15 protein-coding genes are annotated in these 12,191 nt (G+C 73.2%); 9 read left to right on the top strand and 6 right to left on the bottom strand.

Translation table 11 applies throughout. The features are described 5' to 3' along the window. Window positions 1-155: 155 nt before the first annotated feature. Both AB0C76_RS04760 and AB0C76_RS04755 read left to right on the top strand, forming a co-directional pair. The gene (locus AB0C76_RS04760) at window positions 156-494 is read left to right on the top strand and encodes a YciI family protein (RefSeq protein WP_359959702.1); all 339 of its coding nucleotides are present in this window, start codon (window positions 156-158) and stop codon (window positions 492-494) included. A 2-nt stretch (window positions 495-496) separates the two neighbouring features. Next, complete coding sequence (locus tag AB0C76_RS04755; protein ID WP_359959700.1) at window positions 497-1,741, top strand: RNA polymerase sigma factor; 1,245 nt, start codon at window positions 497-499, stop codon at window positions 1,739-1,741. Between the two features lie 2 nt (window positions 1,742-1,743). On the opposite strand, the gene AB0C76_RS04750 is transcribed toward AB0C76_RS04755, so the two are convergent. From AB0C76_RS04750 to AB0C76_RS04740, 3 genes are all read right to left on the bottom strand, one after another. Beyond that, complete coding sequence (locus AB0C76_RS04750; protein ID WP_359959698.1) at window positions 1,744-2,577, bottom strand: helix-turn-helix transcriptional regulator; 834 nt, start codon at window positions 2,575-2,577, stop codon at window positions 1,744-1,746. Between the two features lie 63 nt (window positions 2,578-2,640). Then, entirely contained in the window at window positions 2,641-3,048 is a 408-nt protein-coding gene (locus tag AB0C76_RS04745; protein WP_359959695.1) for an SgcJ/EcaC family oxidoreductase, read from the bottom strand. A gap of 30 nt (window positions 3,049-3,078) precedes the next feature. Continuing rightward, complete coding sequence (locus AB0C76_RS04740; protein ID WP_359959692.1) at window positions 3,079-3,876, bottom strand: TIGR03084 family metal-binding protein; 798 nt, start codon at window positions 3,874-3,876, stop codon at window positions 3,079-3,081. 298 nt (window positions 3,877-4,174) lie between these two features. Here AB0C76_RS04740 and AB0C76_RS04735 point away from each other — a divergent pair, with 298 nt between their 5' ends. The 3 genes from AB0C76_RS04735 to AB0C76_RS04725 are packed head-to-tail and all read left to right on the top strand — an operon-like array spanning window position 4,175 to window position 6,056. Further along, window positions 4,175-4,720, top strand: coding sequence for a hypothetical protein (locus AB0C76_RS04735; RefSeq protein ID WP_359959689.1), 546 nt, complete (start codon window positions 4,175-4,177; stop codon window positions 4,718-4,720). Then, window positions 4,717-5,325: a copper resistance CopC family protein gene (locus AB0C76_RS04730; RefSeq protein ID WP_359959686.1), complete on the top strand. Its 609-nt coding sequence runs from the start codon at window positions 4,717-4,719 to the stop codon at window positions 5,323-5,325. Before AB0C76_RS04735 ends, AB0C76_RS04730 begins: the two co-directional genes overlap by 4 nt. A gap of 26 nt (window positions 5,326-5,351) precedes the next feature. Beyond that, on the top strand, window positions 5,352-6,056 hold the full coding sequence (locus AB0C76_RS04725; RefSeq protein WP_359959683.1) for a TetR/AcrR family transcriptional regulator: 705 nt from the start codon (window positions 5,352-5,354) through the stop codon (window positions 6,054-6,056). Here AB0C76_RS04725 and helR read toward each other — a convergent pair. Continuing rightward, window positions 6,043-8,262: an RNA polymerase recycling motor ATPase HelR gene (gene helR / locus AB0C76_RS04720; protein ID WP_359959680.1), complete on the bottom strand. Its 2,220-nt coding sequence runs from the start codon at window positions 8,260-8,262 to the stop codon at window positions 6,043-6,045. The genes AB0C76_RS04725 and helR overlap by 14 nt on opposite strands. A 153-nt stretch (window positions 8,263-8,415) precedes the next feature. Here helR and AB0C76_RS04715 point away from each other — a divergent pair, with 153 nt between their 5' ends. Genes AB0C76_RS04715 through AB0C76_RS04705 form a run of 3 tightly spaced genes read left to right on the top strand, consistent with a single transcriptional unit; the run spans window position 8,416 to window position 10,418 of the window. Then, window positions 8,416-9,417, top strand: coding sequence for an ABC transporter ATP-binding protein (locus AB0C76_RS04715; protein ID WP_359959677.1), 1,002 nt, complete (start codon window positions 8,416-8,418; stop codon window positions 9,415-9,417). After that, complete coding sequence (locus AB0C76_RS04710) at window positions 9,414-10,229, top strand: ABC transporter permease (protein WP_359959674.1); 816 nt, start codon at window positions 9,414-9,416, stop codon at window positions 10,227-10,229. Before AB0C76_RS04715 ends, AB0C76_RS04710 begins: the two co-directional genes overlap by 4 nt. A 12-nt stretch (window positions 10,230-10,241) precedes the next feature. Next, entirely contained in the window at window positions 10,242-10,418 is a 177-nt protein-coding gene (locus AB0C76_RS04705; protein WP_359959671.1) for a hypothetical protein, read from the top strand. Window positions 10,419-10,527: 109 nt separating this feature from the next. On the opposite strand, the gene AB0C76_RS04700 is transcribed toward AB0C76_RS04705, so the two are convergent. Both AB0C76_RS04700 and AB0C76_RS04695 read right to left on the bottom strand, forming a co-directional pair. Continuing rightward, window positions 10,528-11,337 carry a phytanoyl-CoA dioxygenase family protein gene (locus AB0C76_RS04700; protein WP_359959669.1) on the bottom strand — a complete coding sequence of 270 codons (810 nt, stop codon included), beginning with the start codon at window positions 11,335-11,337 and terminating at the stop codon, window positions 10,528-10,530. A 10-nt stretch (window positions 11,338-11,347) separates the two neighbouring features. Continuing rightward, window positions 11,348-11,647: a hypothetical protein gene (locus AB0C76_RS04695; protein ID WP_359959666.1), complete on the bottom strand. Its 300-nt coding sequence runs from the start codon at window positions 11,645-11,647 to the stop codon at window positions 11,348-11,350. 153 nt (window positions 11,648-11,800) lie between these two features. On the opposite strand from AB0C76_RS04695, the gene AB0C76_RS04690 reads away from it, so the two are divergent. After that, on the top strand, window positions 11,801-11,938 hold the full coding sequence (locus AB0C76_RS04690; protein ID WP_359959663.1) for a hypothetical protein: 138 nt from the start codon (window positions 11,801-11,803) through the stop codon (window positions 11,936-11,938). The last annotated feature ends 253 nt before the right edge of the window (window positions 11,939-12,191 follow it).

The raw sequence follows: 12,191 nt of genomic DNA, 5'->3' as shown, positions 1-12,191 counted from the left end.
GCCTCCCGCACCGTCCAGAACCGTGCTCCCTGTTCGTCGTGGGAGTGCGGTGACGGACGGTCCGTTCCGGCCGCCCGGTGCGATCACCGGGCGGCCGGTGCCGGTTCCACCCTAGAATCGGTTTGCCGCGCATCCGTCAACTGGGAGTTGGAGCCATGAAGTTCATGCTCTTCGTCTGCGTCGACAAGGCCGCCTACGAGGGCGAGCCGCAGAAGCCGGTCGAACCTGACGAGCCGATGCCCTGGGCCGACGAGCTCGACGCGGCCGGCATCCGCCTGCACGGCGACGAGCTGAGCCCCTACCACGCCGCCACCACCGTCCGCCTGCGCGGCGGCGAGGTCGTGCTCGGCGACGGCCCGTTCGCGGAGACCAAGGAGGTCATCGCGGGCTACGACATCATCGACTGCGCCGACCTCGAAGAGGCCGTCAAGATCGCCGCCCGCCATCCCGTGGCCGAGTACGGCGTGATCGAGATCCGCCCCTTCCGCGGCTGAGCGTGAACGTCGAGTCCGCCGTCGCGGCCACCTTCCGGGCCGAATGGGCCCGGGTGGTCGCGACACTGATCCGCACCACCGGCGACTGGGACCTCGCGGAGGAGTGCGCCCAGGAGGCCTTCGCCCAGGCGCTCGCCCGCTGGCCGCAGGACGGCGTGCCGGCCCGGCCCGGCGCCTGGATCGTCACCACCGCGCGCAACCGCGCCATCGACCGCCTGCGCCGCCGCAAGGTCGAGGCCGTCAAGCTCCAGCAGATCGCCGTCGACCTGCGCCACGACGAGGAACGGGCCCCCACCGAACCCGACGACATCACCGACGACCGCCTGCGGCTCATGTTCACCTGCTGCCACCCGGCGCTGCCGCTCGTCTCCCGCGTCGCCCTCACCCTGCGCACCCTCGCCGGCCTCACCACCGCCGAGATCGCCCGCGCCTGCCTGGTCTCCGAACAGACCATGGCCAAGCGCCTCGTACGCGGCAAGGAGAAGATCCGCCACTCCGGCATCCCCTACCAGGTGCCCGGCAAGGAGCTCCTCCCGCAGCGGCTGCCCGGCGTCCTCGCCGTGCTCTACCTGCTCTTCAACGAGGGCTACGCCGCCTCCACCGGCGCCGACCTGCTGCGCCCCGACCTGTGCGGCGAGGCGATCCGGCTCGTCCGCCTCCTCGCCCGCCTGATGCCCGCCCAGCCCGAGGTGCTCGGCCTGGGCGCCCTCATGCTGCTCCACCACGCCCGCCGGGACGCCCGGGTGAACCCCGACGGCGAACTCGTGCCCCTCGCCGACCAGGACCGCTCGCGCTGGCACCGCGAGGAGATCGACGAGGGCGTCGCCCTGCTGGAGTCGGCCCTGGACCTCGGCGAGGTCGGCCACTACCAGCTCCAGGCCACCATCGCCGCCTGCCACGCCACCGCCCCCTCCGAGGCGGACACCGACTGGTCCGCGATCGCCCACCTCTACGCCCGCCTCGCGGGCCTCGCCGCGTCCCCCGTCGTCGAGCTCAACCGCGCGGTGGCCGTCGCGATGGCCGAGGGCCCGGCGGTCGGCCTGGCCCTGGTCGACGAGCTCGCCGCCGGCCGCGAGCTCAGCGGCTACCACCTCCTGCCGGCCGTCCGCGCCGACCTCCTGCGCCGCCTCGAACGCTGGGACGAGGCCGCCCACGCCTACCGCCTCGCCCTCGACCTGGCCACCACCGACACCGAACGCAAGTACCTGGCCCGCCGGATCGAGGAGGTCGCCGCCTGCGCGGGCTGACGTCACGGTGCGGCGAGGTGACCGTCCAGCCTGGTCGGCGCGTCGCGCAGCGCCGCCCTCGTGGTGATGCCCAGCTTGGGGAACACACCGTAGAGGTGGGCACTGACGGTGCGGGGTGACAGCCGCATCTGCTCGCCGATCTCCTTGTTCGTCAGACCCCCGGCGGCCAGGTCCGCGACCCGGCGCTCCTGCCAGGTGAGCGCCACCGTCGTGGCGGGCGCGGTCGGCGTCCGGGGGACGAGCCCGGCCGCCCGCAGCTCGGCCTGGGCCCGCGCGGCCCAGCCGGCGGCACCGAGGCGGTCGAGCACGTCGGCCGCCGGAGCGAGGAACTCGCGGGCCGCCGCGCCGCCCTGGGCGCGGCGCACCCGGATCCCGTGGGCCAGCCGGATCCGGGCCAGCTCGAACGGGAACCGGTCGGCGGCCGGGTGGGCGGCGGCGCGCGCGTACATCGCGGCCGCCTCCCCGTCGTCGTCGGCCGTCATCGCCAGGGCGCCGTAGGTGATCAGCGCCAGGCGCGGCGAGATCCCGGGCAGCCCGGCGTCACGCGCGGCGAGGGCGTGGTCGCGGGCCTGCTCGGCGCGCCCGGTGTGCAGGGCCGCCTCGACGAGGTCGAGCAGGGTCCTCCGGCCGTGCGCCGTTCGGCCGCCCCGGGTCGGGACGCAGCGGGTAGAGCAGCTGGTGCAGTCCCGCGTACGGCAGTTCGGCCTCCGCCTCGACCCCGGTGGCGCGGAGCAACAAGGCGCACGGTCGTCGACGTGGCCGGCCGCGAGCAGCGCCGCGAGATGATCCGTCGCATCGCCACCGCGATGGTGGAGCAGGCCCCTTGCCGTCCTCACCGCCGACGCAGGACGGCCCGCCGACGAGAAGCCGACGGACCGTCCCGGGTGTGCCGATGGGCGCTATCCCACGTGGATCGGGGTGTTCTGGTACCCGGCGATGCGCCACTCGCCCCCGGGCCGGCGGGACAGCATCCAGGTCGCGCGGATCGCGCGCTCGCGGGCGACCTCGGTCTCACCCGGCGCGAGGACGCCGCCCTGGGTGACGACGAGGGCGAAGTCGGGTCCGTGGAACTTGGCGGCCAGCGGGTCACCGGTCACCCGGGTGCCCTTGAACGGGCCGGCGTAGGCCTGGGCCATGAACGTGCGGATGGCCTCGCGGCCCTGCAGGAAGACGTCCCCCGCGAGGATCAGGTGGGCGTCCTCGGTGAAGAGGTCGGCGAAGGCGTCGTGGTCGTGTCCGGCCCACGCGGAGACGATGCGCTGCGGGACCTCGACGGCGGCGGCCTGGTCGGAGGTGAGTTCGGGCATGTCGGTTCTCCTCGTCGTGAGTGTGGGGCGCTACCGCTTGGCGAACTGCCCGGGGGTGCGGCCGGCCCCGGCCGGGCCGCGGTAGGCCTGCGCGATCTCCAGCCACGCCTGCGCGTCGGCGCCGGTGGCGGTCACCGCCAGGTCGTCGGGGTGCCGGCGGCGGGTGACCAGCAGGCAGAAGTCCTCGGCGGGCCCGCTCACCCGGTCCGTCGCGTCGACCGGGCCGTACGCCCAGAGCGCGCCGGAGGGCGCCGTGATCTCGAAGCGGAACTCCTTCTCCGGCGTCGGCAGCTTCCGCGCCTGGTAACCGAAGTCCCATACCCGGACGGCGAATTCGACCAGCGGCCGGAGCCGGTCCGTGCGCGGCCGGTCCACCCCGAGCGCGTCCGCGATGTCCTGCCCGTGCCCGAACAGCTCCATCATCCCCGCCGCCGCCAGCACCGGAGCCGGGATCGGCCGCACCAGCCACGGCACCAGTTCCCCGGCCGGAACCTCCGCCAACGCCTTCTCCGCCGCCGCCCGTTCGGCCTGCCACAGCGCGAACAGCCGCTCCGGCGGCTCCGCCAGGTAGGGCAGCAGCGCGGTCTGCACGGCCCCGTCGAAGTCCCCGCCGATCCGCGACACGATCGCCCGGAACGCGTCCGGCGCCGCGGCCGCGGTCCCGGCCATCTTGAAGGTCGCCGCCAGGTGGGCCACCTGGTGGGCGATCGTCCACCCGGGCGCCGGCGTCGGCAGCCCCCACTGCTCCTCGTCCAGGTCCGCGACGAGTCGGTCGATCTCGCCGCCCTCGGCGCCCAGCGCCGCGATCACGTCCTGCGGGTCCGCCATCCTGTGTCCGTCCGTCCTGGTCTCGTCACCGGGGCGCCGGCCATCCGACGAACCGCCGGAGCCGCGCCGCACCGACCGTGCGATCAACGAACTTCAGTATGTCCCCACCGAGTTGCCCCGCCTTCTCCGATCGTGCGGTGCCCCGGGCGCGCCCCGGGGAGCCCCCGCGCGCCAAGTGCGCAAGCTCGAAGACGGTCGTGAATCCCGGCATTTGGCAGGGTGGTGCCCCCAGCGTGGCGCAGGCCCCGCCTGCGCCGGAGACCCCGCCCCTACGCATCCGCCCCACCAGGAGGACCCCATGAGGGACAAAGTCGTCCAACACCACCGGGCCTTGCTCAACCTCTTCCTGGTCGTCGTCATCGGCCACTGGATGGAACACCTCGTCCAGGCCTACCAGATCTGGGGCCTCGGCCGGCCCGTCCCGAAGGCCCGAGGGGTCCTCGGGGAGTTCTACCCGTGGCTGATCACCTCGGAGTGGCTGCACTACGGCTACGCGATCGTCATGCTGATCGGCCTGTTCGTGCTGCGTCCCGGGTTCGTCGGGCGGGCGCGGACGTGGTGGAACATCTCCCTGGGCATCCAGTTCTGGCACCACATCGAGCACCTGCTCCTGCTGCTCCAGGCCCAGACCGGCCACTTCCTCTTCGGCCGCGCCGCACCGACGAGCATCCTGCAACTCGTCTTCCCCCGCGTCGAGTTGCACCTCTTCTACAACACGATCGTGTTCATCCCGATGGTCGTGGCGATGTACCTCCACCTTCGGCCCAGCCCGGAAGAGGCGCACGAGATGACGTGCAGCTGCCACGCCGTCGAGCACCGGCCGCTGGCCGCGACGGGCGCATGACGCTCGCCCACCCCCTGCGGAAGACGGCCGAGCCGCGCAAGCCGCCCGCCACCCGCGCGTTCCAGCGGCGGATGGCGGCCGGCCTCGCCGTCCTGGTGCTGCTGCTCCTGGCCGTCGCCTGGCTGAGCTCCTCGAAGCCGTTCCGACTCACCGAGGCCACGCCCGCCGACGGCGGCACCGTGGACTCCCCGCCCGCCGAGGTGGTGCTGGCGTTCAGCGACGAGCTCCGCACGAGGTCCGTCTTCGTGAGGGTGACCGGCGCCGACGGCACCGCCGTCGACAGCGGCACGCCGAGGCTGGACGGGCATCGAGTGGTCACGCCCGTCACGATCTCCCGGCCGGGCGCCTACGTCGTCACCTACCGGCTCGCCCTGACCACGGGCAAGGAGACCTCGGGAGTCACCGGCTTCTCCGTCGGCGCCCCCGCCGCCGGGCCGCAGGGCGACACCGGGACCGCGTCCGGCCACTCGCACGACATCGACGGCATCGGGAACGCCGCGCTGCTCGTCGTCGACGCCGTGCTGCTGCCGGCCGCCGTCCTGCTGATGATCCGCCGGCCCCGGGTGCGCCGCCGCGCCCGCCCGGACCCCACCTCAGAGCCCTGAGGACGACCCCTGGAGACCACACGCCGATGAGCCCCCGCCGCCGCGATCCCGCCGCCCGCCCGGCCCTGCTCGACATCGCCGCCCGGCTCCTCACCGAGGAGGGTCCGAAGGCGCTGTCGGCCCGCCGGATCGCCGCCGAGGCGGGGAGCTCGACGATGGCCCTCTACACGCACTTCGGCGGGATGAACGGCCTGGTGCGCGCGACCGTCCACGAGGGGTTCGCCCGGCTGCAGCGGCACTTCGACCGGGTCCACCGCACGGCGGACCCGGTCGCCGACCTCGCCGTCCTCGGCTTCGCCTACCGCTGCAACGCACTCGACAACCCGCACCTGTACGGGGTGATGTTCGGCGGGGCGCTGCTGGGGGGCTTCTCGGTCGGCGAGGAGGACCGCCGGCACGGCCGCTACACGCTGACGGGCGTGGTGGAGAGCGCCGCCCGCTGCATCGAGGCGGGCCGCTTCCGGGCGACGGACCCCGGGCTCGTCGCCCACCAGATGTGGTCCGCCGTGCACGGCCTGGTCACCCTCGAACTGGGCGGCTACCTCCTCTCCCCGTGGAACGCCGAGAGCTGCCTGCTCGCCCAGCTGACGGCGCTGATGGTCGGCGTCGGCGACAGCCCGTCGGACGCCGCGGCCTCGATGGCCTCCGCGCTCCTGCGGATGCCGACCGAGGTCGCGGCGCACGACGACAACCGGCCCACGGCCGATCCGGCCGACCTCAGGAGCTCGTGAGCACCACCAGCCGCTGGGTGGCCCGCGTCATCGCGACGTAGCGGTCGACGGCGCCCTCGATCCCGTCCCCGAAGGCCTGCGGGTCGACGAGGACGACCAGGTCGAATTCCAGCCCCTTCGACAGCTCCGGCGTCAACGACCGCACCCGCGGCCGCTCCTCGAACGACGGATCCCCGATGACGCACGCGACGCCCTCGGCGTGCTCGGCCAGCCAGCCGTCCAGGACGGACTCCAGCTCCCCGACTCCCCCGTGCACGACGGGAATCCCGCTGCTGCGGATGGACGTCGGCACGTTGGCGTCCGGCAGCACCGCCCGGATCACCGGCTCGGCCTCGGCCATGACCTCCTCCGGCGTCCGGTAGTTGACTCCGAGCGAGGCCACCTCGACCCGGTCGAGCCCGGCGCGCTCCAGCCGCTCGCGCCACGGCTCGGTGAAGCCGTGCCGTGCCTGGGCCCGGTCGCCGACGACGGTGAAGCTGCGGGACGGGCAGCGCAGGAGCAGCATCTGCCACTCGGCGTCGGTGAGTTCCTGCGCCTCGTCGACGACGATGTGCGCGAACGGGCCGGCGTAGGGCTCCGGGTCGGCGACGGGCCCGGCCGCGTCGACGTCGACGAGGCTGTCGCGCAGGTCCTGCCCGCGCAGCATGGTGACGGCGCCCTCGCCGTCCTCGTCGGCTTCGAGGATGTGGTCGATGACGTCGGCCATGCGCGCACGTTCGGCGGCGAGCGCGGCCTCGTGACGGCGCTTGCGGCCGGCGGCCTCGCGGTCGCCGAGGCGCCGGCGGGCGGCGTCGAGGAGCGGGAGGTCGGAGACCGTCCAGGCCTGGGCGTCGGCGCGCTGGAGCCGCTTCACGTCCTCCGGGGCGAGCCAGGGTGCGCACAGGCGCAGGTAGGCGGGGACGGTCCAGAGGTCGCCGACGACGTCGGTGGCGTCGAGCATGGGCCACGCCCGGTTGAGGGCGGTGACCAGTTCCTTGTTCTGGCGCAGCGAGCGGCGGAAAACCGCCGGGGAGAAGCCGCCGTAGCCCTCGTCGTCGTCCTCGTCGTCCTCGCCCGTCGCGTCCATCTTGTCGAGGAGGATCGTCACGAGCTCCTCCCAGACCTGCTCGCGCGCCTCGTTGTGCGGGGTTCCGGGCTCGGGCGCGGCGAAGGCCTCGGCCCAGTCGTCGGCGCTCAGCCAGAGGTCGTCCCAGTAGGTCTCGACCGTCATGCCCTCGGTGGGCGGCTCCTCGTAGATCGCGACGGCCTTCTCGACGGACCTGACCAGGTCCGCCGAGGACTTGAGGCGGGCGACCTCCGGGTCCGGCTCGGTCCCGGCCGCGGCGCCCTCGGGCACGAGGTCGCGCAGGGTGCACGTCCGCACGCCCTCCTCGCCGAGGCTCGGGAGCACGTCGGAGACGTACGCCAGGTACGGCTGGTGCGGGCCGACGAACAGCACGCCGCCGCGCCGGTGCCCGAGGCGCGGGTCCGAGTACAGCAGGTAGGCGGAGCGGTGCAGGGCGACGACGGTCTTGCCGGTGCCCGGACCGCCGTCGACGACGAGGGCGCCGCGCGATCCGGCGCGGATGATGGCGTCCTGGTCGGCCTGGATGGTGGCGAGGACGTCGCGCATGCGTTCCGAGCGGTTGGTGGCGAGGCTCGCGATGAAGGCGGACTGGTCGTCCAGTGCGGCGCGTCCTTCGAGGCCGTCCGCGGTGAACACCTCGTCCCAGTAGTCGCCGATCCGCCCGCGCGTCCAGCGGTAGCGGCGGCGGCTGGCGAGGCCCATCGGGTTGGCGTGGGTGGCCGCGAAGAACGGTTCGGCCGCCGGGGCGCGCCAGTCCAGCAACAGGCGGCGGCCGGTGTTGTCGGTCAGGCCGAGGCGCCCGATGTACACGGGCTCGCCGTCGTCGGCGCCGACGACGTGCCCGAGGCACAGGTCCGCGCCGAAGCGGCGCAGGGCGCGGAGCCGGCCGGTGAGCCGGTGCACCTCGGTGTCCCGGTCCAGCGCGCCCCGGCCGAGGCCGCCGGGCGCACGGCGCACGGTTTCGAGGCGCTCGGAGAGCTCGGCGACCGTCTGTTCCAGGCTCTCCGCGACGGCGGCGAAGTGCGCCTCGTCGCGGGCGATCAGCGCCGGGTCGGCCTTGGCGGCGAGACGCTCGGGAAGGTCGAAAACGCCGCCGGACAGGGGGTAGGTGGCATCGGTGGAGGACAAACGCTCACGCACGTCGTGAATCTCCCGTTTCCGCAGTTCTCGGCGTTGAGGCGGTAAGTCTGCGGGACGAGGGGGGCCTTGCCGCAAGGCCCCCCTTGCGCTATACGTTGAGAGTGGCAAGAGGTGGGTGTTCTGCCCGCCCGCCCGTAACCGCTTTGGTTGAGCATGGGTACTCCGACCGGCACCGGCGAGTCCGTCATCACCGTCTCCGGGCTCCGCATGCGCTACGACGACTCCTTCGAGGCCGTGCGTGGCATCGACCTTGAGGTCCGACGCGGCGAGGTGTTCGCGTTCCTCGGCCCGAACGGCGCCGGGAAGACCACGACCGTCGAGATCCTCGAAGGCTACCGCCGCCGCACCGCCGGCGACGTCACCGTCCTCGGCGAGGACCCGGCGCACGCCGGGCCGTCGTGGCGCGCGAGGATCGGCGTCGTCCTCCAGGAGTCGCGCCCCGAACGGGACCTCACCGTCGCCGAGTGCCTCCGGCTCTACGCCGGCTACTACCCGTCGCCGCGCGGGATCGACGAGACGATGGAGTTGGTCGGCCTCGTCGGCCAGGCCGACGCCACCGCCACCCGCCTGTCCGGCGGCCAGCGACGCCGACTGGACGTGGCGCTCTCGCTCATCGGCGACCCGGAACTGCTGTTCCTGGACGAGCCCACCACCGGCTTCGACCCGTCCGCCCGCCGCGCCGCCTGGGACATGATCGCCGGACTCCGCTCACTGGGCGTGACCGTCTTCCTCACCACCCACTTCATGGACGAGGCCGAGCACCTCGCCGACCACGTCATGGTGATCTCCGAGGGCCGGATCGTCGCCGCGGGCCCGCCCGGCACCCTCGGCGGACGCCAGCGGGCCGCCGCCGAGATCACCTTCACCCTGCCGCCGGGGGCCTCGCTGGCCGCGCTGCCGGGCCCCGTGCGGGACGCCGTCTCGTACGGCACGGCCGGCACCAACGGCACCGACCACGTGCTGCTGCGCTCCGCCCGACCGCTCGCCGTCCTCGGGCCGCTCATCGCCTGGGCCGAGGACGCCGGCCACGACCTGCCGGACCTGGAGGTCCGCCGCCCGAGCCTCGAAGACGTCTACCTGGCGCTCACCGAGCCGGGAGCGGACGCGCCGCCCCTGGAGCCCCCGGAGGCGCCACGGCATCCGGAGGCCGCATGATGACTGCCACCCACGCCCGCAGCTCGGCGCGCGACGTCTTATGCCTCGCCCTGCACCAATTCCCCTACGACCTGCGCGCGTTCCTCCGCAACCCGCAGTCGCGGTTCTTCACGCTCGCGCTCCCGGTGCTCTTCCTGATCATCTTCGCGTCGGTGTTCGGCCACCAGAACAACACCGTCAAGGTCTCCGGCGGCACCATCGACACCTCCGTGTACTACGTCCCGGGCATCATCACCCTCGGGATCATCGCCGCGTCCTTCGTCAACCTGGTCATCTCGGTGACCGCCCAACGCGAGTCGGGCGTCCTCAAACGCCGCCGCGCCACGCCCGTCCCGGCCGCCGCCGTCATCGCCGGCCGCACGCTCACCGCCGTCGTCGTGTCGATCGGCATCACCGTCCTGCTGCTGGTGATCGGCTGGGCCGCGTACGGCGCCCACGTGCCCGCCCGCACCGCGCCCGCCCTCGCGGTGGCCGTCATCGTCGGCACCGTCTCGTTCTGCTGCCTCGGCTACGCGCTGACGTCCGTCATCCGCAACGAGGACGCCGCCCAGCCCATCACCCAGGCCATCATGCTGCCGCTGTACTTCATCTCCGGCGTCTTCATCGCGACCTCGATCCTCCCCCACTGGCTGACCGTCGTCGGCGACGTCTTCCCCGTCCGCCACCTCGTCGAGGCACTGCTCACCGCCTACAACCCGCACACCACCGGCGCGGGCTTCGCCGGCACCGACCTGCTGATCGTCGCCGCGTGGGGAGCCGCCGGCCTCGTAGTGGCGCTGCGCCGATTCAGCTGGCTGCCGCGCGGCGCGTGAGGAGTACCGCCCATGCCGACCGAAACCCAGACCCGGAGGGGCCGTTGCCCGACCCACGGAACGGTGGAGGCCACCAGGGACCTGCCCAGGATCACCTTCCCGTGGGTCGTCAACTGGATCCGCCGCACCCTCGCCGAACGCCACCCGTTCCGCTGCCCCGAGTGCGGCACCACCGTCCAGGTGCCGTAGTCGCCGTACGTCACCGTGCCCCGCGACGGCGGTCGCCCCGGCCTCTCGCGCCCGTTGCCACGATGCCCGCCAAGAGGAACCGCGCGTCCGGGCATCGTGTCGGTTGCTCCTACTGAGCCGTTGGGCCGCCGGCCCGGGTCAGTCCGAGTCGGACCGCGCGCTCGACCGGCGTGTACGCGCCGTCGGCGCGATCGAGGTCGAGCGGGGCGGACGACAGCAGCGGAGGCTGGGCGAGGAACCTCGGCCGGGTGCCGCGGTTGGGCTGGGCGGCGTGGATCAGGAACGGGTGGCAGAGGTAGACGTCTCCGGCCCGCCCGGTGGCAAGCGCCAGCGGGCGGTCAGGGGCGTCGAGCCTGCCCGCGGTGTCCATGGTCCGGCAGAGCTCCATCCCGTCGACACCGCGTTCGCCCGCCGGCTCCAGGAAGGCGGGAACGTCCAGGTGCGAACCGACCTTGATCTGGGTCGGGCCGTGGTCGGCATCGACGTCCGAGAACAGGAACAGCATCAGCAACGCCCGCTCACGGGAACGGAGGTTGAGCCAGTAGCCGGCCTCCCCCTCTGGCGTGTAACTGGCATCCATGTGCCACCCGGTGTCGCCCGGGTCGTCGGGATGCGGAAATCGGATCGGAAACGTGCCCAGGCCGGTGCGCGGCAACCAGTTTCCCGGCCCCACCAGTTGGTCGAAGGCGCCGTGCAGGCGCTCGGTGGTCGCGGCGCGCTGGAACGGCGCCTCCGCGTAGCCCCACAGCCTGACGACCGGCTGGGTCCAGGTGGCGGGATCGTCTGGGTCGAGACCGGTCTCGCGCCACAGGAACGCCCGGCACTCATCGGCCAGCGACCGGGAGAACGCCTCTTCGAGGTGGATGAAGCCGTCGGCGATGAATCGGTCGATCCGACTCGGTGTCAAGACATCTCGCATGTCGGTCCTTTCAATCGCAGTCGGTGGACGGAGCCGGGGCTTTCGGCTCCTCGGGGTCACCCTCGACCAGGCCCGGGTAGCGCTCCGGCGCGAATCGGACGACGGCACGCTCGTAGGGCATCCCGCCGACCTTCTCGATCACCCGTCCTGCCAAGCACGCGAAGGTCTCCCGACCGTTCGCCCACACCCCGACGGCGACACCGGGAATCCCGAACCTGGTCGCGGCGGCCTCGACGAAACCGGCCGTTGCGCTGTCGGGGGGCGGCAGGCCGGCACCAGACCCTGCGACGGCATTGTCGCCCGCTGTCATCTCTTCCTCCTTGGGTGGCTGGTCCAACCGAACCCGCGCCTCGGACACACCGGGGCGGCGCAGGTCCGCAGGGCCAACGCTAGGAGAGGCGACGGACAGTCAACCCGACCTTTCGAGGACAGCTCTGGTCGGGTCGGAGGGGCCGGAACGGGTATGTGTCAGGCCGGGCGCTCCACGGCGGCGAGCCGCTGCCGCGAAGGCGGGGACTCGACGGTCTCGGTCGACTCGGTGCGCCACTCGGTCCCGCACGAACTCGTCGAGGAGACGGCGCGCGGCCCCGGCCTGCCGTGAACCTCGAAGTCGACCGCCGGCAGAGCGCAGGACCACAGACTCCCGCTCCCGACCAGCACGGGCGCCCCGAGGAACCGCCAGGCCGGAGCCGCCGGCCAGCACGTCCGAAGACGGCGAGAGCTCAGGAATCGGAGTAACTGAGGTCCCCGACCGTCCAGCTGCTGACGTCCTCGATCGCGATGCGGTACATGCCACCGGTGTGGGGCAGCCCGAAGTCGCCCTGCAGGATCTTCGCCCGGTGGAGATGCAGATG

Origin of the sequence: Kitasatospora sp. NPDC048722 (assembly GCF_040650235.1) — a bacterium.
Classification (GTDB): domain Bacteria; phylum Actinomycetota; class Actinomycetes; order Streptomycetales; family Streptomycetaceae; genus Kitasatospora.
Note: the sequence above shows the minus strand (reverse complement) of the source record. Positions and strands in the feature narration are given on the sequence as shown.

What these genes read in the sequence shown, in the direction of transcription:
- AB0C76_RS04760 (WP_359959702.1), top strand. Translation starts at nt 156, where the DNA reads ATGAAGTTCATGCTCTTCGTCTGCGTCGACAAGGCCGCCTACGAGGGC.
- AB0C76_RS04745 (WP_359959695.1), bottom strand. Translation starts at nt 3,048, where the DNA reads ATGCCCGAACTCACCTCCGACCAGGCCGCCGCCGTCGAGGTCCCGCAG.
- AB0C76_RS04740 (WP_359959692.1), bottom strand. Translation starts at nt 3,876, where the DNA reads ATGGCGGACCCGCAGGACGTGATCGCGGCGCTGGGCGCCGAGGGCGGC.
- AB0C76_RS04735 (WP_359959689.1), top strand. Translation starts at nt 4,175, where the DNA reads ATGAGGGACAAAGTCGTCCAACACCACCGGGCCTTGCTCAACCTCTTC.
- AB0C76_RS04730 (WP_359959686.1), top strand. Translation starts at nt 4,717, where the DNA reads ATGACGCTCGCCCACCCCCTGCGGAAGACGGCCGAGCCGCGCAAGCCG.
- AB0C76_RS04725 (WP_359959683.1), top strand. Translation starts at nt 5,352, where the DNA reads ATGAGCCCCCGCCGCCGCGATCCCGCCGCCCGCCCGGCCCTGCTCGAC.
- AB0C76_RS04715 (WP_359959677.1), top strand. Translation starts at nt 8,416, where the DNA reads ATGGGTACTCCGACCGGCACCGGCGAGTCCGTCATCACCGTCTCCGGG.
- AB0C76_RS04710 (WP_359959674.1), top strand. Translation starts at nt 9,414, where the DNA reads ATGATGACTGCCACCCACGCCCGCAGCTCGGCGCGCGACGTCTTATGC.
- AB0C76_RS04705 (WP_359959671.1), top strand. Translation starts at nt 10,242, where the DNA reads ATGCCGACCGAAACCCAGACCCGGAGGGGCCGTTGCCCGACCCACGGA.
- AB0C76_RS04700 (WP_359959669.1), bottom strand. Translation starts at nt 11,337, where the DNA reads ATGCGAGATGTCTTGACACCGAGTCGGATCGACCGATTCATCGCCGAC.
- AB0C76_RS04695 (WP_359959666.1), bottom strand. Translation starts at nt 11,647, where the DNA reads ATGACAGCGGGCGACAATGCCGTCGCAGGGTCTGGTGCCGGCCTGCCG.
- AB0C76_RS04690 (WP_359959663.1), top strand. Translation starts at nt 11,801, where the DNA reads ATGTGTCAGGCCGGGCGCTCCACGGCGGCGAGCCGCTGCCGCGAAGGC.